Source organism: Klebsiella sp. RC2 (genome assembly GCF_014192815.1).
GTDB lineage: Bacteria > Pseudomonadota > Gammaproteobacteria > Enterobacterales > Enterobacteriaceae > Klebsiella > Klebsiella variicola.
Map to the genome: position 1 here is coordinate 693,092 of NZ_JACHYL010000002.1, position 22,265 is coordinate 715,356.

24 protein-coding genes and 1 tRNA gene are annotated in these 22,265 nt (G+C 59.3%); 17 read left to right on the forward strand and 8 right to left on the reverse strand.

The window, feature by feature from the left end; translation table 11 throughout:
* Positions 1 to 82: 82 nt before the first annotated feature.
* A tRNA-Arg gene (locus FHW76_RS08165) sits at positions 83 to 159 on the reverse strand.
* Positions 160 to 498: 339 nt separating this feature from the next.
* Between FHW76_RS08165 and folD the strand changes: the two genes are divergently transcribed.
* Complete coding sequence (folD, locus tag FHW76_RS08170; protein WP_004143017.1) at positions 499 to 1,365, forward strand: bifunctional methylenetetrahydrofolate dehydrogenase/methenyltetrahydrofolate cyclohydrolase FolD; 867 nt, start codon at positions 499 to 501, stop codon at positions 1,363 to 1,365.
* A gap of 1 nt (position 1,366) precedes the next feature.
* Positions 1,367 to 1,579: a ribosome-associated protein YbcJ gene (gene ybcJ / locus FHW76_RS08175; protein WP_004143016.1), complete on the forward strand. Its 213-nt coding sequence runs from the start codon at positions 1,367 to 1,369 to the stop codon at positions 1,577 to 1,579.
* Between the two features lie 45 nt (positions 1,580 to 1,624).
* Here ybcJ and cysS read toward each other — a convergent pair whose 3' ends face one another.
* Positions 1,625 to 3,010 (reverse strand): cysteine--tRNA ligase, encoded by a 1,386-nt coding sequence (gene cysS / locus FHW76_RS08180; protein ID WP_023297148.1) that lies wholly within the window; start codon positions 3,008 to 3,010, stop codon positions 1,625 to 1,627.
* A 175-nt stretch (positions 3,011 to 3,185) separates the two neighbouring features.
* On the opposite strand from cysS, the gene ppiB reads away from it, so the two are divergent.
* The 6 genes from ppiB to mnmH all read left to right on the forward strand — a co-directional run bounded on the left by ppiB (position 3,186) and on the right by mnmH (position 7,710).
* Positions 3,186 to 3,680 carry a peptidylprolyl isomerase B gene (gene ppiB, locus FHW76_RS08185; RefSeq protein WP_008805471.1) on the forward strand — a complete coding sequence of 165 codons (495 nt, stop codon included), beginning with the start codon at positions 3,186 to 3,188 and terminating at the stop codon, positions 3,678 to 3,680.
* 3 nt (positions 3,681 to 3,683) lie between these two features.
* The gene (gene lpxH / locus FHW76_RS08190) at positions 3,684 to 4,406 is read left to right on the forward strand and encodes a UDP-2,3-diacylglucosamine diphosphatase (RefSeq protein ID WP_032729472.1); all 723 of its coding nucleotides are present in this window, start codon (positions 3,684 to 3,686) and stop codon (positions 4,404 to 4,406) included.
* A 107-nt stretch (positions 4,407 to 4,513) separates the two neighbouring features.
* The gene (locus FHW76_RS08195) at positions 4,514 to 4,852 is read left to right on the forward strand and encodes a hypothetical protein (RefSeq protein WP_183476538.1); all 339 of its coding nucleotides are present in this window, start codon (positions 4,514 to 4,516) and stop codon (positions 4,850 to 4,852) included.
* Positions 4,853 to 4,948: 96 nt separating this feature from the next.
* Entirely contained in the window at positions 4,949 to 5,458 is a 510-nt protein-coding gene (gene purE, locus FHW76_RS08200) for a 5-(carboxyamino)imidazole ribonucleotide mutase (protein WP_004151322.1), read from the forward strand.
* Positions 5,455 to 6,522 (forward strand): 5-(carboxyamino)imidazole ribonucleotide synthase, encoded by a 1,068-nt coding sequence (purK, locus tag FHW76_RS08205; protein ID WP_032729471.1) that lies wholly within the window; start codon positions 5,455 to 5,457, stop codon positions 6,520 to 6,522. Before purE ends, purK begins: the two co-directional genes overlap by 4 nt.
* Before the next feature lie 111 nt (positions 6,523 to 6,633).
* On the forward strand, positions 6,634 to 7,710 hold the full coding sequence (gene mnmH / locus FHW76_RS08210) for a tRNA 2-selenouridine(34) synthase MnmH (RefSeq protein WP_183476540.1): 1,077 nt from the start codon (positions 6,634 to 6,636) through the stop codon (positions 7,708 to 7,710).
* 107 nt (positions 7,711 to 7,817) lie between these two features.
* On the opposite strand, the gene FHW76_RS08215 is transcribed toward mnmH, so the two are convergent.
* Complete coding sequence (locus FHW76_RS08215) at positions 7,818 to 8,963, reverse strand: porin (RefSeq protein WP_016160408.1); 1,146 nt, start codon at positions 8,961 to 8,963, stop codon at positions 7,818 to 7,820.
* 91 nt (positions 8,964 to 9,054) lie between these two features.
* Here FHW76_RS08215 and FHW76_RS08220 point away from each other — a divergent pair, with 91 nt between their 5' ends.
* The gene (locus FHW76_RS08220; protein WP_046620513.1) at positions 9,055 to 9,183 is read left to right on the forward strand and encodes a hypothetical protein; all 129 of its coding nucleotides are present in this window, start codon (positions 9,055 to 9,057) and stop codon (positions 9,181 to 9,183) included.
* Here the strand turns inward: FHW76_RS08220 and ybbP are convergent.
* Both ybbP and ybbA read right to left on the reverse strand, forming a co-directional pair.
* Positions 9,145 to 11,559, reverse strand: coding sequence for a putative ABC transporter permease subunit YbbP (gene ybbP / locus FHW76_RS08225; protein WP_038422197.1), 2,415 nt, complete (start codon positions 11,557 to 11,559; stop codon positions 9,145 to 9,147). The genes FHW76_RS08220 and ybbP overlap by 39 nt on opposite strands.
* On the reverse strand, positions 11,556 to 12,242 hold the full coding sequence (gene ybbA, locus FHW76_RS08230; RefSeq protein WP_008805463.1) for a putative ABC transporter ATP-binding protein YbbA: 687 nt from the start codon (positions 12,240 to 12,242) through the stop codon (positions 11,556 to 11,558). The genes ybbP and ybbA overlap by 4 nt, the downstream gene beginning before the upstream one ends.
* Between ybbA and tesA the strand changes: the two genes are divergently transcribed.
* Genes tesA through FHW76_RS08245 form a run of 3 tightly spaced genes read left to right on the forward strand, consistent with a single transcriptional unit; the run spans position 12,213 to position 14,548 of the window.
* Positions 12,213 to 12,836 carry a multifunctional acyl-CoA thioesterase I/protease I/lysophospholipase L1 gene (tesA, locus tag FHW76_RS08235; RefSeq protein ID WP_012542655.1) on the forward strand — a complete coding sequence of 208 codons (624 nt, stop codon included), beginning with the start codon at positions 12,213 to 12,215 and terminating at the stop codon, positions 12,834 to 12,836. The two genes, ybbA and tesA, sit on opposite strands and share 30 nt — an antisense overlap.
* The gene (locus FHW76_RS08240) at positions 12,826 to 13,635 is read left to right on the forward strand and encodes an SDR family oxidoreductase (RefSeq protein WP_009484702.1); all 810 of its coding nucleotides are present in this window, start codon (positions 12,826 to 12,828) and stop codon (positions 13,633 to 13,635) included. The genes tesA and FHW76_RS08240 overlap by 11 nt, the downstream gene beginning before the upstream one ends.
* 58 nt (positions 13,636 to 13,693) lie before the next feature.
* The gene (locus FHW76_RS08245) at positions 13,694 to 14,548 is read left to right on the forward strand and encodes a co-chaperone YbbN (protein WP_008805461.1); all 855 of its coding nucleotides are present in this window, start codon (positions 13,694 to 13,696) and stop codon (positions 14,546 to 14,548) included.
* A 96-nt stretch (positions 14,549 to 14,644) separates the two neighbouring features.
* Here the strand turns inward: FHW76_RS08245 and fetB are convergent, their stop codons facing one another.
* Together fetB and fetA are read right to left on the reverse strand one after the other, a co-directional pair.
* Positions 14,645 to 15,427, reverse strand: coding sequence for an iron efflux ABC transporter permease subunit FetB (gene fetB, locus FHW76_RS08250; protein WP_008805460.1), 783 nt, complete (start codon positions 15,425 to 15,427; stop codon positions 14,645 to 14,647).
* Entirely contained in the window at positions 15,414 to 16,091 is a 678-nt protein-coding gene (gene fetA / locus FHW76_RS08255) for an iron efflux ABC transporter ATP-binding subunit FetA (RefSeq protein ID WP_023322156.1), read from the reverse strand. The genes fetB and fetA overlap by 14 nt, the downstream gene beginning before the upstream one ends.
* Before the next feature lie 140 nt (positions 16,092 to 16,231).
* Between fetA and FHW76_RS08260 the strand changes: the two genes are divergently transcribed.
* Both FHW76_RS08260 and FHW76_RS08265 read left to right on the forward strand, forming a co-directional pair.
* Complete coding sequence (locus FHW76_RS08260) at positions 16,232 to 17,149, forward strand: SPFH domain-containing protein (RefSeq protein ID WP_023339672.1); 918 nt, start codon at positions 16,232 to 16,234, stop codon at positions 17,147 to 17,149.
* Positions 17,146 to 17,604: an NfeD family protein gene (locus FHW76_RS08265; protein WP_008805458.1), complete on the forward strand. Its 459-nt coding sequence runs from the start codon at positions 17,146 to 17,148 to the stop codon at positions 17,602 to 17,604. Before FHW76_RS08260 ends, FHW76_RS08265 begins: the two co-directional genes overlap by 4 nt.
* Here FHW76_RS08265 and cueR read toward each other — a convergent pair.
* Positions 17,601 to 18,011: a Cu(I)-responsive transcriptional regulator gene (gene cueR, locus FHW76_RS08270; RefSeq protein ID WP_002892208.1), complete on the reverse strand. Its 411-nt coding sequence runs from the start codon at positions 18,009 to 18,011 to the stop codon at positions 17,601 to 17,603. The genes FHW76_RS08265 and cueR overlap by 4 nt on opposite strands.
* A gap of 107 nt (positions 18,012 to 18,118) precedes the next feature.
* Between cueR and copA the strand changes: the two genes are divergently transcribed.
* From copA to ybaK, 3 genes are all read left to right on the forward strand, one after another.
* Positions 18,119 to 20,620, forward strand: coding sequence for a copper-exporting P-type ATPase CopA (gene copA / locus FHW76_RS08275; RefSeq protein WP_183476543.1), 2,502 nt, complete (start codon positions 18,119 to 18,121; stop codon positions 20,618 to 20,620).
* A gap of 130 nt (positions 20,621 to 20,750) precedes the next feature.
* Entirely contained in the window at positions 20,751 to 21,545 is a 795-nt protein-coding gene (locus FHW76_RS08280; protein WP_008805456.1) for a TraB/GumN family protein, read from the forward strand.
* Positions 21,546 to 21,746: 201 nt separating this feature from the next.
* Positions 21,747 to 22,226: a Cys-tRNA(Pro)/Cys-tRNA(Cys) deacylase YbaK gene (gene ybaK, locus FHW76_RS08285; RefSeq protein WP_004204728.1), complete on the forward strand. Its 480-nt coding sequence runs from the start codon at positions 21,747 to 21,749 to the stop codon at positions 22,224 to 22,226.
* The last annotated feature ends 39 nt before the right edge of the window (positions 22,227 to 22,265 follow it).

Consider the following 22,265-nt stretch of genomic DNA (forward strand, 5'->3'; position numbering starts at 1 on the left):
CAATAGCACAGCCTGGTTACAGGATAGGGAAAATGGTGTCCGGTACGAAAAAGCTGCAAGAGGATAAGAAGCTGATATTGAATGGCACGCCCTACAGGATTCGAACCTGTGACCTACGGCTTAGAAGGCCGTTGCTCTATCCAGCTGAGCTAAGGGCGCCCTGAGAAGCGAGTGCTTCGCGGAGTGAAACGCCTGGAATTATACGGTCCACGTCCGTTGAGTCAATCCATTTTGCCAGGAAACTGCGGGGCTTATACGATGCTGGCGAAATATCCCTCAGCAACTGTACAAGAAGCATACCACCGGGGCTCATGCGCGCGAAAATTCACTTAGTGGCCAGGCGCAACACACCAATGACCCTGGGCTTAACAGGGTCAAAACAGGCTAAATTCACCGCAGACAGGATAAAACAGCAAACGAGGACTGACAGCGAGGCCCGCTTCTGACAAAATATCCTCATCCCCCTTTCGTAAAGATACAGATGGAATCCTCTCTCTGATGGCAGCAAAAATTATTGACGGTAAAACGATTGCGCAGCAGGTACGCTCTGAGGTTGCGGAAAAAGTGAAGGCTCGCGTTGCGGCCGGAAAACGCGCCCCTGGGCTGGCCGTCGTGCTGGTCGGTAGCAACCCGGCCTCGCAGATTTATGTCGGCAGCAAGCGCAAAGCATGTGAAGAAGTGGGCTTCGTCTCCCGCTCTTACGATCTCCCGGAAACCACCAGCGAAGCCGAGCTGCTGGAGCTTATCGACACCCTGAATGCCGATAAGACCATCGACGGTATTCTGGTTCAGCTGCCCCTCCCCGCAGGGATCGACAACGTCAAAGTGCTCGAGCGCATCGCGCCGGATAAAGACGTCGACGGCTTCCATCCCTACAACGTTGGCCGCCTGTGCCAGCGGGCGCCGCGCCTGCGTCCGTGCACTCCGCGCGGTATCGTGACCTTGCTGGAACGCTACAATATCGACACCTACGGCCTCAATGCGGTGGTCATTGGCGCGTCCAATATCGTCGGTCGCCCGATGAGCATGGAGCTGCTGCTGGCCGGCTGCACCACCACCGTGACCCACCGCTTTACCAAAAACCTGCGCCATCACGTCGAAAACGCCGACCTGCTGATCGTTGCAGTAGGTAAACCGGGCTTTATTCCTGGCGAGTGGATTAAAGAAGGGGCGATTGTGGTCGATGTCGGCATTAACCGTCTGGAAAGCGGCAAAGTGGTCGGCGACGTGGTGTATGAAGATGCCGCCGAACGCGCGTCCTACATCACCCCGGTTCCCGGCGGCGTTGGCCCGATGACCGTCGCCACCCTGATTCAGAACACGCTGCAGGCGTGCGAAGAGTATCACGACGTTGAGGAGGCCTGAGATGGCGACATTTTCCTTAGGTAAACACCCGCACGTTGAGCTGTGCGATCTGCTGAAGCTGGAAGGCTGGAGCGAAAGCGGCGCCCAGGCGAAAATCGCTATCGCTGACGGGCTGGTGAAAGTTGACGGCGCGGTGGAAACCCGCAAACGCTGCAAGATCGTCGCCGGTCAGACGGTGAGCTTTGAAGGCCAGAGCGTCACCGTCACGGCCTGACAACGAAAAGAAAAACGCCCGCTTTTGCGGGCGTTTTTTTATGGCTTACTTCCGGCGCCAGGTGGTGCCCTGCGGGCCATCTTCCAGCACAATGCCCATCTCGTTAAGACGGTCGCGCGCCGCATCCGCCGCCGCCCAGTCTTTCGCTTTACGCGCGTCCAGACGCTGCTGGATGAGCGATTCGATCTCCGCCACTTCCGCGTCGTCAACCTGCGCGCCGCTCTGCAGGAACGCCTCCGGCTCCTGCTCCAGCAGACCCAGCACCGAGGCAAGCTTACGCAGGTGGGCCGCCATGGCGTTCGCCGCGGCCGCGTCCTCGGTTTTCAGACGGTTCACTTCACGCGCCATATCGAACAGCACTGAGTAGGCTTCCGGGGTGTTGAAGTCGTCGTCCATCGCCTCGATAAAGCGTGCTTCGAAGGCTTCGCCCCCCGCCGCGTCGACGGATTTGTCCGTCCCGCGCAGAGCAGTGTACAGACGCTCCAGCGCCGAACGCGCCTGCTTGAGGTTCTCTTCGCTGTAGTTCAGCTGGCTGCGATAGTGGCCGGACATCAGGAAGTAGCGAATCGTCTCCGCATCGTAATACTTCAGCACGTCGCGGACGGTAAAGAAGTTACCCAGCGATTTCGACATCTTCTCGCGGTCAACCATCACCATGCCGGAGTGCATCCAGTAGTTAACGTACTCGCCGTCATGGGCGCAGGTGGACTGGGCGATTTCGTTTTCATGATGCGGGAACATCAGATCCGAACCGCCGCCATGAATATCGAAGTGGTTGCCGAGCTGCTTGCAGTTCATCGCCGAGCACTCGATATGCCAGCCCGGACGACCCGCGCCCCACGGCGACGGCCAGCTTGGCTCGCCCTCTTTCGACATCTTCCACAGGACGAAGTCCATCGGATTCCGCTTGACGTCAACCACGTCGACGCGCGCCCCCGCCTGCAGCTGATCGAGATCCTGACGCGACAGCAGACCGTAGTTCGGGTCCGTCGGCACGTCAAACATCACGTCGCCGTTATCTGCCACGTAAGCATGGCCTTTAGCGATCAGCTGCTCGGTGATCTCAATGATCTCCGCGATATGGTGCGTTGCGCGCGGTTCGCTGTCGGGACGCAGAATATTCAGCGCGTCAAAATCTTTGTGCATTTCGGCAATCATGCGATCGACCAGCGCGACAAAGCTTTCGCCGTTTTCATTAGCGCGCTTAATGATTTTGTCGTCGATATCGGTGATATTGCGCACGTACTTCAGCTTATAGCCAAGAAAACGCAGATAGCGCGCCACGACGTCAAAGGAGACGAAGGTACGGCCATGGCCGATATGACAGAGATCGTAAACGGTAATACCACACACGTACATGCCGACTTCCCCGGCATGGATAGGTTTAAATTCCTCTTTCTGGCGCGTCAGTGTATTAAAAATTTTTAACATCGAAGATTCCGTGTAGACGTGTGTGGGTAATGAAGTCTCTATAATACCCATAATTCAGACCGGACGCAGCACACATTGCAAGGTGCATCGACCCCCGCGGTTATGCTATAACACCCCCCTATATCTCACCCGACATCGGGTGCTGGCACCACACTCATCGGAACAGGATGCAAAAATGGTTACTTTCCACACCAATCATGGCGATATCGTAATCAAAACGTTTGACGACAAAGCGCCGGAAACAGTTAAAAACTTCCTGGACTACTGCCGCGAAGGTTTCTACGACAACACCATTTTCCACCGTGTTATCAACGGCTTTATGATTCAGGGCGGCGGTTTCGAACCGGGCATGAAACAAAAAGAGACCAAATCTCCGATTCAGAACGAAGCGAACAACGGCCTGAAAAACACCCGTGGTACGCTGGCAATGGCCCGTACTCAGGCGCCGCACTCTGCCACCGCCCAGTTCTTCATCAACGTGGCCGATAACGACTTCCTGAACTTCTCTGGCGAAAGCCTGCAGGGTTGGGGCTACTGCGTTTTCGCCGAAGTGGTTGAAGGCATGGACGTGGTAGACAAAATCAAAGCGGTTGCCACCGGCCGCAGCGGCATGCACCAGGATGTGCCGAAAGATGATGTGATCATCAAAAGCGTCACCGTCAGCGAGTAATTCGTGGCGACACTTTTTATTGCAGATTTGCACCTGCAAACAGAAGAACCGGCGATCACCGCCGGTTTTCTGCGTTTTTTACAGGGCGAAGCCCGCCAGGCGGACGCCCTGTATATCCTTGGCGATCTGTTTGAGGCGTGGATCGGCGATGACGATCCGAACCCGCTGCACCAACAAATTGCCTCGGCAATCAAAGCCGTCGTCGACGCCGGCGTGCCGTGCTACTTCATCCACGGCAACCGCGATTTTCTCGTCGGCCAGCGCTTTGCCCGCCAGAGCGGGATGCTCCTGCTCGCCGAAGAAGAGCGACTGGACCTCTATGGCCGTGAAGTGTTGATTATGCATGGCGACACGCTGTGCACCGATGACCCAGGCTATCTGGCGTTTCGCGCCAAAGTCCACACCCCGTGGATCCAGCGTCTGTTCCTGGCCCTGCCGCTGTTTATCCGCCGCCGCATCGCCGCCCGCATGCGCGCCGACAGCAAAGCCGCCAACAGCAGTAAATCAATGGACATTATGGATGTGAATCCACAGGCGGTAGTTGACGTCATGGAAAGACATCATGTGCAGTGGCTGATCCACGGCCATACCCATCGCCCGGCGGTCCATGAACTGCAGGCCAACGGCCAACCTGCATGGCGCGTGGTACTTGGCGCCTGGCACAGCGAAGGTTCGATGGTCAAGGTGACACCGGACGACGTCGAACTGATCCACTTTCCGTTCTAGTTCCTGCGCGAGCACAATTCCGAAACCGTCTTTTGCCCGGGTAAAGGTGCGCGCTTCCCCGCGTCCTGCATGCTAGTCTCCCACGACATCACTCTCAAGGAACGAGCATGAACAGAAAAAAGTGGAGTCAGCCGCTGATGTGGGGAACGATCATCGCGATCCTCAATCCGTTAGGGGTAAGTTATATCGCCTTAGTCGGCGTCGCTATTGGCAACACGCTGACGTTTGTCTGGTGTGCAATGCTGGCGTGGGCCATCTATTTCTATGCCATTTATTTGCTCTGTACCCGCCCTCACGATAGCCGGCTGGTACAAATCTATTTACTGGTAATGGGGGCCTTGATGCTCCCGTGGGGGGTAGTGCTGCTCATCACCTGCATCATGAATGAGATAAAGGCCAATAAGCCGCGATCGACGTCATCACTGAACGAGACAAAAGACGGCTAACCATGCGCACGCAACCGTTTTCCTTGCTGGCAGTTCATGCTATTCTCTGTGGCCTCTAAAGCAGTGTGAAACACACCCACAGGAGTTTTAAGACGCATGTCTTCCCGCAATAATTCGGCGCGTATCGCCATCGTGATGGGGTCCAAAAGCGACTGGGCTACCATGCAATTTACCGCAGAAATCCTTGATGCCCTGAACGTTCCGTACCATGTCGAAGTGGTCTCCGCCCACCGCACGCCTGATAAGCTGTTCAGCTTTGCTGAAAGCGCCGAGAGCCACGGTTATCAGGTGATTATTGCAGGGGCAGGCGGCGCGGCGCATCTGCCGGGCATGATTGCGGCGAAAACCCTGGTGCCGGTGCTTGGCGTGCCGGTTCAGAGCGCGGCCTTAAGCGGTGTCGACAGCCTCTACTCCATTGTGCAAATGCCGCGCGGCATTCCGGTCGGTACGCTGGCTATCGGCAAAGCTGGCGCAGCGAACGCCGGCCTGCTCGCCGCACAGATCCTTGCCCAACATGATGCCGAACTGCACCAGCGCCTGAGCGCCTGGCGTCAGGCACAAACCGATGAAGTGCTGGATAACCCGGATCCGCGGGGTGCGGCATGAAACAGGTATGCGTGCTCGGTAACGGTCAGTTAGGTCGCATGCTGCGCCAGGCCGGTGAGCCGCTGGGCATCGCCGTCTGGCCGGTGGGGCTGGAAGCCGACCCGGAAGCGGTGCCGTTCCAGCAGAGCGTCATCACGGCAGAAATTGAACGCTGGCCGGAAACCGCCCTCACCCGCGAGCTGGCCCGCCATCCGGCGTTCGTCAACCGCGATGTCTTCCCGATTATCGCCGACCGCCTGACGCAAAAGCAGCTGTTCGACAAGCTTGGCCTGGCCACTGCCCCGTGGCAGCTGCTGGCGGATAAAAGCGAATGGCCGACGGTGTTTGCTCGTCTCGGCGAGCTGGCGATCGTTAAGCGTCGCGTCGGCGGCTACGACGGCCGCGGCCAGTGGCGCCTGCGCGCTGACGAAACCGCGCAACTCCCGGAGGATAACTACGGCGAGTGCATCGTCGAGCAGGGGATTAACTTCTCCGGCGAAGTGTCGCTGGTGGGCGCCCGCGCTCATGACGGTAGCACCGTCTTCTACCCGCTGACCCGCAACCTGCATCAGGACGGTATTCTGCGCGCCAGCGTGGCCTTCCCGCAGGCCAATGCCCGCCAGCAGGAACAAGCGGAAAGCATGCTGACGGCGATCATGAACGAGCTGAACTACGTCGGCGTGATGGCGATGGAGTGCTTCGTCACCGCCGAGGGGCTGCTGATCAACGAGCTGGCGCCGCGCGTGCACAACAGCGGCCACTGGACGCAAAATGGCGCCTCCATCAGCCAGTTTGAACTGCATCTGCGAGCGATTACCGACCTGCCGCTGCCGCCGCCGGTGGTCAACAGCCCGTCGGTAATGATCAACCTGATCGGCACCGATCTCAACTACGACTGGCTGAAGCTGCCGCTGGTGCACCTGCACTGGTACGATAAAGAGGTGCGTCCGGGTCGCAAAGTCGGGCACCTGAACCTCACCGACAGCGATACCGATCGCCTGAGCGCGACGCTGGAAGCGATCAAGCCGCTGCTGCCGCCGGAGTACACCAGCGGCCTGTTCTGGGCGCAATCGCAGCTCAGCTAAGCCCTGCGTGCCGGGGATTTGATCTATCCCCTTCCCCGGCACACCTTGAGGCGCGTACAATCCCCCCCTTGCTGTAAAGCCCATTTCTGTTTTGACTTCAGAGGATACCCCATGACCAATGGGACGGATTATCGCGCCATTCTCGCCAGCGATACGCCACTGATTGACGTACGCGCCCCGGTGGAGTTTAGCCAAAGCGCGATGCCGGCGGCGATCAACCTGCCGCTGATGAATGATGAAGAACGCGCCGCGGTCGGCACCTGCTACAAGCGTCAGGGGCCAGAGGCGGCGCTGGCGCTCGGCCATAAGCTGGTTGATGGCGACCTGCGCGCCAGCCGGATCCAGGCGTGGCTGGAAGCGTGCGCCCGTTACCCGCACGGTTACCTGTGCTGCGCCCGCGGCGGCCAGCGATCGCATATCGTCCAGCAGTGGCTGAAAGACGCTGGCGTGGAGTACCCCCTGATCGTCAGCGGCTATAAAGCGCTACGCCAGGCGGCGATCCAGGCCACCGACGAACTGGTGCAGCGCCCGATTGTGCTGATTGGCGGCTGCACCGGCAATGGCAAAACTCAGCTGGTCTGCTCGCGACCGGACGGTATCGATCTGGAAGGGCTTGCCCATCACCGCGGTTCTTCATTCGGTCGAACCCTGCAGGATCAGCACCCGCAGGCCACCTTTGAAAACCATCTGGCGGTCAGCCTGCTTAAAAAAGCCGAACAGCAGGCCCGCTGGGTGCTGGAAGATGAAGGCCATATGATCGGCGCCAACCATCTGCCGGAGTGCCTGCGCCTCCGCATGGCGCAATCGCCGCTGGCGGTGGTGGACGATCCATTTGACGTTCGCCTCGAACGGCTGCGCGAAGAGTACTTCGATCGCATGTATCGCGACTTCATCGCCGCGTATGGCGAAGAGAAAGGCTGGCTGGCATACGGCGAGTACCTCCATCATGGTCTGTTTGCCATCCGCCGTCGCCTGGGGCTGCAGCGTTTTGCTCAGCTGACTGAACGGCTCGACGCGGCGCTGGTGCAGCAGCAGCGCACCGCCAGCACCGAGGCGCACTTCGCCTGGCTGGTGCCGCTGCTGGAAGAATACTACGACCCGATGTATCGCTATCAGTTGGGGAAAAAAGCCGGGAAGATCCTGTTTCGCGGCAGCTGGCAGGAGGTCGCCGCCTGGCTGGCGAAGTAATCGCATGCGCTATTGTCCCGGCTTGCGGCGTAAACGCCTTAGCCGGGCTACCGCTCGGTGCGATTTGTAGCCCCGGTAGCGCAGCGCGACCGGGGAGTTGTGACCGCTTAGAAGTCGTAGCGCAGACGCACCAGGTTCATATCCCCCAGATTGTCGGTGCTGGAGGTAAACACGTGTTCGTAGTCAACGCGGAAACCGTAATCCAGCTGGAAGCTGATCCCCAAACCGTTATCGATACGCTGGTAGTTGCGGCCATTCACGTACTGCAGGCGGTCGCCCATAAAGTACGGCTGAATAGATTTAACAGCGTATTGATTGATCGGGAATTTATAGCCCGCAAAATATTCAATCCCCCAGGCGTCGCCGGCGAAGTAGTTATGCACATCGGTTTTTTTGGTGGTGAGGAAGTTCTGATACCAGCCGCCGCCGAAGGAGAAGGTCCAGTTATCCGGGGTCCAGCTCAGCGCGGTACCGACGATGTTCTGGTCATAGGTTTTGCTGTCGGCGCTTGACGGGTCGCGCATTTCGGCGCGGGTATAGTTCCACGCGGTACCCCAGGTCAGGTCCTTCATGATGTGGTAGTCCGCACCAACAGAACCGCCGCCTTTACGCTTGTAGCGCAGGCCGTTGCCCGGCAGATACTCACTATCTTCGAACAGATAAGAGCCGTATAGATCGACATCACCCACGGTTTTCTTATATTTCAGCATATTACGTGAACGATAGGAGCCATCGTAATCGCCGTTAATACCGTTGCCCGGGGCCTGGCCGATCATGTCGTAGTCCCAGATATCGGTTTTCACCCCCACCACATCATAGTAAATGCTGTTCTGCTGCCCGTAGGTTAACGTGCCCCAGGTATCGCTTTTCAGGCCGGTATACAGCATGCGGCGGGTGGTATTGTTCGCGCCTTCCGCGTAGTGGTTATCCCAGTCAAACAGTGCCGGAATGTTCACGCCCAGTTCGTAGTAGCTAATCCAGCTAATATCATCGAACAGGTAGTAATCCGCCGCGAAGCGGAAACGGGTGCCACCGTCGAAACCGTTACGCTTATAGGATCCTTTATCACCATCACCGCTCATCATGTTGAACTGCGGACGAATACTCCCGCCGACGGTAAAGTTAAGCCGGCTTAACGGATCGCCCGCCTGCGGATCTTGTTTCAGCAGCGTGATCTCCGCGTGGGAAGCAAATGAAGCGAACACCAGTGTTGCGCCGATCGAGACCGCCAGCGCTTTTATTTTATGTGCCATAGTTTTTCCTTGATTAATAAGCAACCTTATATTTACCAGCTGAATATTAACCGCGAATCAGTACAGCGTGTTGTCGGTTTTTTAATGTTTTGTGCGCTTAAAAATCAACGAGTTATCAATTTGTGCGCTTAAAATAAAAGCGCCGCCAAAAACGGCGGCGCATCATCAAAATGCAATAATCTTACTGGCTAAACTGACGGAACAACGCTTTCCCCTTTAACAAACGCAGCCCCAGCCCGCCGCCGCACAGAGATAACAACACCGCTCCCGTCAGCGGCAGCATCACCCACAAGCGCCAGTCCGGCGTCCAGGGGAAATCAAATACTTTCGTCTGCAGCATCGCCAGCGCCACTTCCGCGCCTATCGCCGCCACCAGTCCGGAAACCAGCCCCAGCAGGGCAAACTCCGCCCACAGCGTGGCGCGCAGCAGCGATTTCCCGGCCCCCAGCGTGCGCCAGACCACCAGCTCCTGATGCCGCTGGCGCATACCGACCTGGACCTGCGCCAGCAACAGCAGCACGCCGCAGGCCGTGACCAGGCCCACCATCACCTCCAGCGCCCGGCTGACCTGGGAGAGCACCTGGCCGACCTGACGCAGGATGGCGCCGATATCCAACAGGCTAACGGTGGGAAACTCGCGGTTCAACTGGGTCAACATCGCGGGACCGTTATCCCAGCGGAAGCTGGTGAGCCAGCTCTGCGGCTGCCCGTCCAGCGCCCCGGAGGGGAAAATAAAGAAGAAGTTGGGCCGCAGGCTCTCCCAGTCAACTTTGCGCACGCTGCTGACCTTCGCGCTGAAGTCCTGAGTATCGCCGGTAAAGGTCACCGTATCGCCGATCTTCACCCCCAGCCGCTGCGCCAGTCCCTCTTCAATCGATACCTCGCCCGGCTTCGGCGGCCAGCTACCGGCCACCAGCGGATTATGATCCGGACGCTGTTCGCTCCAGGTGAGATTAAGCTCGCGATTCAGCGCTTCGTCTTTGTTCCCGTCCGTGGAGTGACCGTTGATCTGCGTCAGACGAGCCCGGACGATCGGATAAAATTCCGCCGCCCGGGTCTGGTGTTCGGCGAGGAAAGTCTTCACCGGCATTATCTGCTCAGGGGCGATATTGATCAGAAAGTAGTTCGGGCTCTGCGGGGGCAACTGCTGCTGCCAGCGGTCAAGCAGATCGCCGCGCAGCACCAGCAGCAACGCCAACAGCATAAACGACAGGGAAAACGCCGCCAGCTGGCTGAGGGTCGACCACGGCTGGCGCAGCAGGCGGTTCACCGCCAGACGCAGCGGCAAGGCTTTGAGCGTCAGGCGTTTGAGCAGCCACAGCAATCCCCAGCCCACCAGGCCGCACAGCAGCGCCAGCACCACCGCCCCGGCCAGCACCGACCACAGCAGCGGGCTGCCGCCCATCAGCCAGGCCAGCCCGCCGACCACCACCGCGCAGACCACAGGAATATAGTGTTTCAGCGGCCAGACGTTAGCCACCACATCCTGACGCAGCACTCGCAGCGGCAGGGTCGCCAGCAGCAGTCGATACGGCCGCAGGCCCACCAGCAGGGAAATGACGCCTGTCGCCCCGATAGCCCACAGCCACGGCCAACCGCTGGCAGCGGGTAGTGCGGCGGGCAGCACCGGTTTGAGCATCAACAACAGCAGGCGCTCCAGCGCCAGGCCCACAACCCCGCCGCTTATCACCGACAGCGTCAGCAGCAGCAGCCACTGGCCGACGATGAGCTTGCGCAGCTGCGCCCGCCCCGCGCCCAGCGTCTTCAAAATTGCGACCAGATCGTAGCGACTGCGGCAGTAGTGGCTCATCGCCACGGCGATCGCGGCAACGGCCAGCAGCAGCGTCAACAGCGCGGATAACAGCAGGAATTGCTGCGAGCGCTCAAGGGATTTGCCCAGCGCGCTGTCGTCCTGTTCAAGGCCAGTCCAGCGATGTTCCGCGCCGAGCTTCGGCAGCAGCCATTGTTCATAATCCGCCAGCTGTTGCGCGTTACCGGCGAACTTATAGCGCCATGCGACGCGACTGCCGGGCTGCACGGCCCCGGTTTTTGCCACGTCAGCCATATTCATCATCAGTCGCGGCGCCATCTGGAAGGGGTTAAACCCTGCATCCGGCTCCTGAATCACTTCCCCGGCAATGCGCAGCGTGGCATCGCCAACGTCAATCGTATCGCCGGTTTTCAGGTTCAGGAGCGCCATCAGCCTTGGCGCCAGCAGCACGCTCCCCGCCTGCGGCTTCAGCCCCGGCGGCTGCGTCTCGAGGGTGCCATACAGCGGATAACGGTCGTCCACCGCCTTAACGTCCGCCAGCTGCGGCGTATCACCGGCGAACGTCATGGTGGCGAAGCTCAGCTGCTCGCCGACGGTCAGCCCTGACTTCCGCGCTTGCGCGATCCACTCGGCGGGTACCTCGCGCGAACTGCGCAGCGTACGGTCGCCGGCCATAAACTCACGGCTTTGCTGGCTAAGGCCTTTCTCCATCCGATCGCTTATCGACCCCAGGGCCAGCACGCAGGCCACGGCGAGGCTTAACGCCAGCCAAACGATCAGCAGCGACGGCGAGCGCCATTCGCGCCAGAACCAGCGGGCGATCATGCTTCCTCCCGCAGCTGACCATCCACCAGGCGCAGACGGCGGTCGCAGCGCGCCGCCAGCAGCGGATCGTGAGTGACGAGGATCAGGGTGGTGCCGTGTTCGCGATTAAGCGAGAACAGCAGATCGGCAATTTTGTCCCCGGTCTGGCGATCGAGGTTGCCGGTGGGCTCATCGGCGAACAGGAGGGCCGGGCGCCCGTTGAAGGCCCGGGCCAGCGCCACCCGCTGCTGTTCGCCGCCGGAGAGCTGCGCCGGCAGGTGGTGCAGGCGTTTGCCAAGCCCCAGCTGCTCAAGCAGCGCGCGGGCATCGCCCTGGCTCTCACTGTCGCTGGCGCCGCGCAGCAGCGCCGGCAGCTCGACGTTCTCCAGGGCGTTGAGCGTCGGGATCAGCATAAACGACTGAAAAACAAAGCCAACGTGCTGCGCCCGCAGCGCCGCCCGCGCCTCCTCATCCATCCGATGCAGCGGTTTGCCCAGCATCGAGACTTCCCCGCTGCTGCCATCGTCCAGGCCAGCGAGGATCGCCAGCAGGGTCGATTTACCGGAACCTGACTCGCCGATCAGGGCGATGGTCTGCCGCGGTTTGACAACCAGCTCAACTCCGGTAAGGATGGAGAGCTGATGCTCTCCCTGACCGACGGACTTCTTAAGATGATGAACTTCAAGTATGTTTTCCGCTGGCATGTGCCTTTCCTGTTTTTGTTCCTGTTTACCTGCCGCGCAATGGCGGCGGACACGCTGCTGATCCTCGGCGACAGCCTGAGCGCTGGCTATCGAATGGCGGCCAACGCCGCCTGGCCTGCGCTGCTCAATGAGAAGTGGCAGGCGAAAACACCGGTGGTGAACGCCAGCATCAGCGGCGATACCTCGCAGCAGGGGCTGGCCCGCCTGCCAGCGCTGCTTAAGCAGCATCAGCCGCGCTGGGTGCTGGTTGAGCTCGGCGGCAATGACGGGCTGCGCGGTTTTCCGCCACAGCAGACCGAGCAAACACTGCGCACCATTATTAAAGATATCAAAGCGGCCAACGCCGAGCCGCTGCTGATGCAAATTCACCTGCCGGCGAACTATGGCCGCCGCTATAATGAAGCCTTCGGCGCTATTTACCCGGCCCTGGCCAAAGAGTTCGATATTCCTCTCCTGCCTTTTTTTATGGAGGAGGTCTATCTCAAACCGCAATGGATGCAGGACGACGGCATTCACCCAAATCGCGACGCGCAGCCGTTTATCGCCGACTGGATGGCGAACCGGCTGGCTCCCTTAGTTAATCATGACTCCTGAACGCCAGGGGTCGCTGACAGGTAAAGTTATGCAAAAAACGGTTTTAGTGACAGGCTGTTCCAGCGGAATTGGTCTGGAAAGCGCGCTGGATTTAACCCGCCAGGGCTTTCGCGTGCTGGCGGCCTGCCGCAAAGCGGAGGACGTCGCGCGGATGCAGGAGCTGGGGCTAACCGGTATTTTGCTCGATCTGGATGACCCACAGAGCGTGGAGCGCGCGGCGGCGGAGGTGATTGCGCTGACCGATAATCGTCTCTATGGCCTGTTCAATAACGCCGGTTATGGCGTCTATGGCCCGCTGAACACCATCAGCCGCCAGCAGATGGAACAGCAGTTTTCCGCCAACTTTTTCGGCGCGCATCAGCTGACCATGCTGCTGCTGCCGGCGATGACGCCGCACGGCGAAGGGCGCATCGTGATGACCTCCTCGGTGATGGGGCTTATCGCCAGTCCCGGTCGCGGGGCCTATGCCGCCAGTAAATACGCCCTCGAGGCGTGGTCCGATGCGCTACGCATGGAATTGCGCCACAGTGGTATTCAGGTCAGCCTGATTGAACCGGGCCCGATCCGCACCCGCTTTACCGATAACGTCAACCAGACGCAAAGCGATAAACCCGTAGAAAATCCGGGCATTGCCGCCCGCTTTACCCTCGGACCGGAGGCGGTGGTGGAAAAAGTGCGCCACGCTTTTACCAGCGATAAGCCAAAGCTGCGCTACCCGGTCACTCTGGTGACTCACGCGGTGGCGCTGCTCAAACGCCTGCTGCCTGCCCGCGCGATGGACAAAATTATCCACGGCTGAGTTGAAGCGCGGCATGCCGCCCCCATGTAAAACAGAAATCGACTAACGAGAAATGCCCATGTCCGAACAGAATATTGTCAATATTAGCGAAGCGAACCTGCAGCAGACGCTACAGCAGTCCATGAACGTCCCGGTGCTGTTTTATTTCTGGTCTGCCCGCAGCCAGCACTGCGAACAACTGACCCCAGTCCTCGAGCGCCTGGCCGCCCAGTATAACGGCCAGTTCACGCTGGCGAAGGTCGATTGCGACGCCGAGCAAATGCTCGCTTCACAGTTTGGTCTGCGCGCCATCCCTACAGTTTATCTGTTCCAGAACGGCCAGCCGGTGGACGGTTTTGAAGGCCCGCAGCCGGAGGAAGCGATTCGCGCCCTGCTGGATAAAGTCCTGCCGCGTGAAGAGGAGCTGAAAGCCCAGCAGGCGCTGGCCCTGATGCAGGAAGAAAAATACGCCGAGGCATTACCGCTGCTGAAGGAAGCCTGGCAGCTGTCGAATCAGGACAGCCAGATTGGTCTGCTGCTGGCGGAAACGCTGATTGCCCTGCACCGTTCCGATGAAGCGGAAAGCGTGCTGAAAACCATCCCGCTGCAGGATCAGGACACCCACTATCAGGGTCTGGTGGCGCAGATTGAGCTGCTCAAACAGGCCGCCGACACCCCGGAAATTCAGCAGTTGCAGCAGCAGGTGGAACAGAATCCGGACGATGCGCAGCTGGCCTCCCAGCTGGCGCTGCAGCTGCATCAGGTCGGGCGTAATGAAGAAGCGCTGGCGCTGCTGTTCAGCCATCTGCAGAAGGATTTAGGCGCCGGCGATGGCCAGGCGCGCAAGATGCTGCAGGAGATCCTCGCCGCCCTCGGTACCGGCGATGCGCTGGCCGCCAAATACCGCCGCCAGCTGTATTCGCTGCTGTACTAATCAGAGGCGCTGACCCGGATAGCGCTACGCTTATCCGGGCTACAGATCACGCCGTGGTAGCCCGGGTAAGGCGTGAACGCCGCAACCCGGTATCGTTCATGGGTGCTTTTTCAGCTGCGTTACCACCAGCTGATGACGGGCATTGAAGAACTTCCGGTAGGTCAGATAGCCGGCGATAATCGTCGACAGGCTGGCGGTCGACAGCAGCATAAAGGTCACCATGATCTGGTACTTAATCGCCTTCACCGGGTCAATACCGGCAAAAATTAGCCCCGACATCATCCCAGGCAAGCTCACCAGCCCGACCGTTTTCGCTGAATCGACGGTGGGAATCAATGACGCGCGAATGCTCTCGCGAATCAGCCGCGCCGCAGCCATCTTCGGCGTCGCGCCGAGGCTCAGCTTCTCCTGAATCTGCTGCTGCTCGCTGCTGAAGCGCTGGCCCATATTGTTGTAGCACAGCCCCACCGCCACCATGGCGTTCCCGGCCACCATCCCGGCAATCGGGATCACCTGCATCGGCACGAAGGCGATCGACCCCGAAAAGACCAGTACCGCCAACGTTAGTCCGGCGCCAGTGGTAATAGCGATAAACGACGAGACAAAAGCTTTATCGATATATTTACTGCGCTTCTTCGCATTCCACGCCGCGTTAAAGCAGATAAACAGCACCATCAACAGCGTCAGAACCGCATGATTGACGTTAAAGATATATTTCAGCACATAGCCGACGATAATCAGCTGCACGATCGCCCGGCAAATACTCCAGATAATATCTTTTTCCAGTGCCAGTTTTTCCCGATAGCTGACCAGAATAGCGATCAGCACCAGCACCATCGACAGCGCCAGCGATTCGTTCGTAATGTTATGCCCGTTCATGCTGTACCTCCTGCATGTTTCCGCCGGCAGGTTGCAGCGTAATCACTTCATCGGCATGCGAAATTTCGTTGCGATCGTGGGTGACCCACAGAACAGCGACCTGTTTTTCCGTCGCGTAGCCATGAATAATGTCATTCACATTCTGTTTATTACTTTCATCCAGCGCGCTGGTAATTTCGTCCAGCAGCAGCACGCGCGGCAGAAATTGTAAATTGCGGATCAGCGATACGCGCTGCTTTTCCCCGCCGGACAGTTCGTTAATAGACTTTTCCAGCATATTTTCGCCAAGGCCAAAGCGCTGCAGGTCAGCCACCAGCGCCTGCGGATCGGGTTGTTTGTTGCGGATCTGCCACGGAAAAATCAGGTTATCGTAGACTGAATCACCGAACAGCGCCGGCGTCTGCGCGCAGTAAGACACCTGCTGACGATAGGTTTCCGGCGACAGCGTCGCGATATCCACATCGTCAAAAAACAGGCGTCCGGAGGTTGGGCTGAGCAGCGAGGCGATAATCTTCAGCAAGGTGCTTTTCCCGCAGCCGGAAGGCCCGGTAATCAGCTTAAATTCTCCGGGTCTGAGCTGAAGAGTGATATTGTGTAAAATAACTGCGTCGTCGGTCTTAAACCCCACACCCTCGAGACGCAAAAGCGCGTTATTTTCCTTCATGAGTCTTCCTGATTATTTTCTGAAACACCGCTAGTTTACCCCACTTTCCTTTCTCCAGGATGAGGAGAAAGATATACTCAGTTTAAACATGCGCTATTTCCTTGTAGCGCCCCACCAGGCAACAAGACAGGAGGTTTTTGATGCTGATTTTTATTCCTATCCTTATTTTCGTCGCGCTGGTCATTGTGGCCGCGGCGGTGAAAATTGTCCCGCAAGGCTATCAGTGGACGGTAGAACGTTTTGGGCGCTTTACCCAGACGCTGCAGCCGGGATTAAGCTTAGTCGTGCCGTTTATGGACCGAATCGGCCGCAAAGTGAACATGATGGAGCAGGTGCTCGACATCCCCTCGCAGGAGGTTATCTCCCGGGATAACGCCAACGTCACCATCGACGCGGTCTGCTTTATTCAGGTGATTGACGCGCCAAAGGCCGCCTACGAGGTCAGCAATCTTGAGCAGGCGATCGTCAACCTGACGATGACCAATATCCGTACCGTGCTCGGCTCGATGGAGCTGGACGAAATGCTCTCCCAACGCGACAGCATTAACACCCGTCTGCTGCATATCGTTGACGACGCCACTAATCCGTGGGGAGTAAAAATCACCCGCGTCGAAATTCGCGACGTTCGCCCGCCGGCGGAGCTTATCGCCTCGATGAACGCCCAGATGAAAGCCGAACGTACCAAGCGTGCCTATATTCTGGAGGCGGAAGGGATCCGCCAGGCGGAAATTCTGAAAGCGGAAGGGGAAAAGCAGTCGCAGATCCTCAAAGCCGAGGGGGAACGGCAGTCCGCTTTCCTGCAGGCCGAAGCTCGCGAACGTTCCGCCGAAGCGGAAGCCCGCGCCACTCAGATGGTCTCCTCGGCAATCGCCTCGGGCGATATTCAGGCGATCAACTACTTCGTGGCGCAGAAGTACACCGATGCGCTGCAGCAGATTGGCGCCGCTAACAACAGCAAAGTGGTGCTGATGCCGCTGGATGCCAGCAGCCTGATGGGATCGATCGCCGGGATCAGCGAGCTGATCAAAGAAGGCGCTGGCGATCGGAAAAAATCATGATCGACATGATCTTCGCCCATCCGCATCTGTTCTGGTTAAGCCTGGGCGGGCTGCTGCTGGCGGCCGAGATGCTTGGCGGCAGCGGCTATCTGCTGTGGAGCGGCGTCGCTGGCGTGGTGACCGGCGCCCTGACCTGGCTCCTGCCGCTGAGCTGGGAATGGCAAGGGACGCTGTTTGCCGTTCTCACCCTGCTGGCGGCGTGGCTGTGGTCGAAATGGCTGCGCAAGCGGGTCAAAACGCAGCGTCCGGCCGATGCTCAGCTCAACCAACGCGGGCAGCAACTGGTGGGCCGCCGCCTGACGCTGGATGCCCCGCTGGTAAACGGCCGTGGCCATGTACGCGTGGGCGACAGCTCCTGGCCGGTGATTGCCGATGAAGACCTCGCGGCGGGCAGCAAGGTTGAAGTGATTGCCGTAGAAGGGATTACGCTACGAATCAGACCCGCCGTCCGTTAAGCCTGCGCCTTGCGATGGCAGCAGCCGGAAAGATTATCGATAATCGGGCACTCCGCGCTGTCGTCGCCGGGGCAGGATTCGGCCAGCGCCAGCAGGTGCGCGCGCATATTTTGCAGCTCGCGGATATGGTTCTCGATATCCGCCACTTTCTCCAGCGTGCGTTTTTTCACATCGGCGCTGTGCCGCGACGGGTCGTTGAACAAGGCCACCAGCTCGCGGCACTCTTCCAGGTTAAACCCCACCTGCCGCGCCTGGCGCAGCAGCGTCAGCTCATCGAGATGCTGCTGACTGTAGGTGCGGTAGCCGTTTTCGCTCCGCAACGGCGGCGTCACCAGCCCCTTCTCTTCGTAAAAACGAATCGCTTTGCTGGTTAAACCGGTTTTTTTCGCCACATCGCTGATATTCATTTTTTCTCCTTGACCTTCCCCTTGCTGGAAGGTTTAACCTTCTTAATACTCGATGAAAGAGTGGGTCTGGTCAATCGTTGACCGGAAAATTATTCAGGAGTTTTTGTATGTCTAACACTATCGACCTGACGCTGGATGGCCTCTCCTGCGGCCACTGCGTCAAACGCGTGAAAGAGAGTCTGGAACAGCGTCCTGACGTTGAGCAAGCCGAGGTGACCCTCACTGAAGCCCATGTCACGGGCAGCGCCAGCGCGCAAGCGCTGATTGAAACTGTGAAACAAGCCGGATACGGCGCGGAGCTCAGCCACCCAAAGGCTAAACCGCTGGCAGAATCATCAATCCCGTCGGAAGCACTGACAGCGGCCACTCCTGAGCTTCCGGCAGCCCATGACGAAGATGACAGTCAACAGCTGCTGATCAACGGCATGAGCTGCGCCAGCTGCGTCTCCCGGGTACAAAACGCGCTTGCCGCGGTGCCGGGCGTCTCACAGGCGCGGGTTAACCTGGCGGAACGCACGGCGCTGGTGATGGGCAGTGCGTCCGCCGCAGAATTAGTGCAGGCGGTGGAGAAAGCCGGCTATGGCGCGGAGGCGATCGAAGACGATCTGCAACGCCGCGAACGCCAGCAGGAAACCGCTATTGCTACGATGAAGCGTTTTCGCTGGCAGGCGATTGTCGCCCTGCTGGTCGGCGTGCCGGTGATGGTCTGGGGGATGATCGGCGATAACATGATGGTCAGCGATGACAACCGTTCGCTGTGGCTGGTTATCGGCCTTGTCACCCTCGCTGTCATGGTCTTTGCCGGCGGCCACTTCTACCGCAGCGCGTGGAAAAGCCTGAAAAATGGCACCGCCACCATGGATACGCTCGTGGCGCTCGGCACCGGCGTCGCCTGGCTGTACTCGATGAGCGTCAACCTGTGGCCGCAGTGGTTTCCGATGGAAGCCCGGCATCTGTATTACGAAGCCAGCGCGATGATTATCGGCCTGATTAACCTCGGCCATATGCTGGAGGCCCGCGCCCGCCAGCGCTCCTCGAAAGCGCTGGAGAAACTGCTCGATCTGACGCCGCCTTCAGCCCGCGTGGTGACCCCTGAGGGGGAAAAGGATCTGCCGCTCGCGGAAGTTCAGGCGGGTATGACGCTGCGCCTGACCACCGGCGACCGCGTTCCGGTTGACGGCGTGATAAGCCAGGGCGAAGCCTGGTTTGATGAAGCGATGCTCACCGGCGAACCGGTGCCGCAGCAAAAAGGCGATGGCGATGCCATTCACGCCGGCACCGTGGTGCAGGACGGCAGCGTGCTGTTCACCGCCAGCGCCGTCGGCAGCCAGACCACGCTGGCAAGAATTATCCGTATGGTGCGCCAGGCGCAGAGCAGCAAGCCGGAGATCGGCCAGCTGGCGGATAAAATCTCCGCCGTATTTGTTCCGGCGGTAGTCGCCATTGCGCTGATCAGCGCCGCGATCTGGTACTTCTTCGGCCCGGCGCCGCAGATCGTCTATACCCTGGTCATTGCCACCACGGTACTGATTATCGCCTGTCCATGTGCCTTAGGCCTGGCGACGCCGATGTCGATTATTTCCGGTGTTGGCCGGGCGGCAGAGTATGGTGTGCTGGTACGCGACGCCGATGCCCTGCAGCGCGCCAGCGAGCTCGACACCCTGGTGTTCGATAAAACCGGCACCCTGACCGAAGGCAAGCCGCAGGTGGTGGCGGTGAAAACTTTCGCTGGCGTTGATGAGCATACCGCGCTGCGTCTTGCCGCCGCGCTGGAGCAGGGCTCAAGTCATCCGCTGGCGCGAGCGATCCTCGATAAAGCCGCCGACAGTTCGTTGCCGGAAGTGAGCGGCTTCCGCACCCTGCGCGGCCTTGGCGTCAGCGGCGAAGCGGAAGGTCATCGCCTGCTGCTCGGCAACCAGGCGCTGCTCAACGAGCAGCATATCGCCACCGGCGATATAGAAAGCGAGATGACGGCGCAGGCCTCGCGCGGCGCCACGCCGGTGCTGCTGGCGGTGGATGGTCAGGCGGCCGCGCTGTTCGCCATCCGTGACCCGCTGCGCGAAGACAGCGTCGACGCCCTGGCCCGCCTGCATCGGCAGGGCTACCGGCTGGTGATGCTTACCGGGGATAATCCCACCACCGCGAAGGCCATCGCCAAAGAAGCCGGCATTGATGAAGTGATCGCTGGCGTGCTGCCGGACGGTAAAGCCGATGCCATTAAACGACTGCAGAGCCAGGGGCACAAAGTGGCGATGGTTGGCGACGGCATTAACGACGCTCCGGCGCTGGCCCAGGCCGATGTCGGGATCGCCATGGGCGGCGGCAGCGATGTCGCTATTGAAACCGCGGCGATCACCCTGATGCGCCATAGTCTTCACGGCGTGGCCGATGCGCTGGCGATTTCGAAGGCGACCTTACGCAATATGAAGCAGAACCTGCTGGGCGCGTTTGTCTACAACTCGCTGGGTATCCCGATTGCAGCCGGGATCCTCTGGCCGCTGACCGGCACCCTGCTCAATCCGGTGGTCGCCGGCGCGGCGATGGCGCTGTCGTCGATCACCGTGGTGAGTAACGCCAACCGCCTGCTGCGCTTTAAACCAAAAGAGTAAACGCCGTCAGATGAAACGGGCGCTGACGTTGTTCGGCGCCCGTTTTTTGCTGACACAAGAAAAGCCCGCCGGAAGGGTGACGTGTATCACCATATGCGCTAGCATGAAGTCCTCACACTTCGGAGCGCGTATGGGCCTGTTAAACCGGATAAAAATGCTGTGGCGAGCCGCCGTCGGCTCGTCTTATTCCTGGCCTGCGATGGATATCGTCCTGCCCGGCGAACGCTATTTGCACCTCGTCGGCAGCATCCATATGGGCACCCGCGACATGGCGCCGCCGCCAGCGAAGCTTCTGAAAAAAATACGCCAGGCCGATGCGTTAATCGTCGAGGCCGATATCAGCGGCAATGAAACCCCGTTTAGCAACCTTCCCTCTTACCCGCCGCTGGCAGAACGTCTGAGCGATGCGCAGTTGAGCGAGCTAGAGGCGCGAGCCGGCGAGCTGGGCCTGTCGGTCGGGCTGTTCGACAGCCAGCCGCTGTGGCAGGTGGCGATGGTGCTACAAGCCACCCAGGCGCAGAAGCTGGGACTGCGGCCGGATTACGGCATCGATTATCAGTTGCTGATGGCCGCCCGCGAGAGCAACATAACGGTGATGGAGCTGGAAGGCGCCGACAGCCAAATCGCGCTGCTGCGCGATCTGCCCGACGGGGGGATGGCGCTGCTGGAGGATACGCTGACCCACTGGCGCACCAACGCCCGTTTACTGCAGGTGATGATCGGCTGGTGGCTGGAGCAACCGCCATCGCGCGGCGCGGTATCGCTGCCGACGACCTTTAGCCAGTCTTTGTATGATGTGCTGATGCACCAGCGCAATCTCGCCTGGCGCGAGACGCTGCTGGCCTTGCCGCCGGGGCGCTACGTGGTTGCCGTCGGCGCGCTGCACCTGTATGGCGAAGGGAATCTGCCGGATATGCTGACCTAAAAAAATGGCCAATATTGCTATTGGCCCGTCAAAGAGGAATTTCATCATTATTATTATCCCGGGATTTGCATCCCGGATCGTCTGATTGTCGCTCAAAGTGACCATCACTGCCAACACTATTGCGCAAGATGGTACTATTTTTTAGACAACCTGCGGGCGTATTCTGACGTCACGCAAAACCGGTTGGTAAGAAGGATAGCTATGACTCCCGCCGTTAAATTACTCGAAAAAAACAAAATCCCCTTTCAGATCCACAGTTACGATCACGATCCCAATGAGACCAACTTCGGAGATGAAGTGGTGCGCAAGCTCGGCCTCAATGCCGACCAGGTTTACAAGACCCTGCTGGTCGCCGTTAACGGCGATATGAAGCATCTGGCGGTCGCCGTCACCCCGGTCGCCGGGCAGCTGGATTTGAAGAAAGTGGCGAAAGCGCTGGGCGCCAAGAAAGTCGACATGGCCGACCCGATGGTGGCGCAGCGTATCACCGGCTATCTGGTGGGCGGCATCAGTCCGCTGGGGCAGAAGAAGCGCCTGCCGACGGTGATTGACGCCCCGGCGCAGGAATTTGCCACCATCTATATTTCCGGCGGCAAACGCGGTCTGGATATTGAGCTGGCGGCCAGCGATCTGGCGCAGCTTCTGGACGCGAAGTTCGCCGATATCGCCCGCCGCGATTGAGCACACCATCCCGGATAGCGGCGCACGCGCCTTATCCGG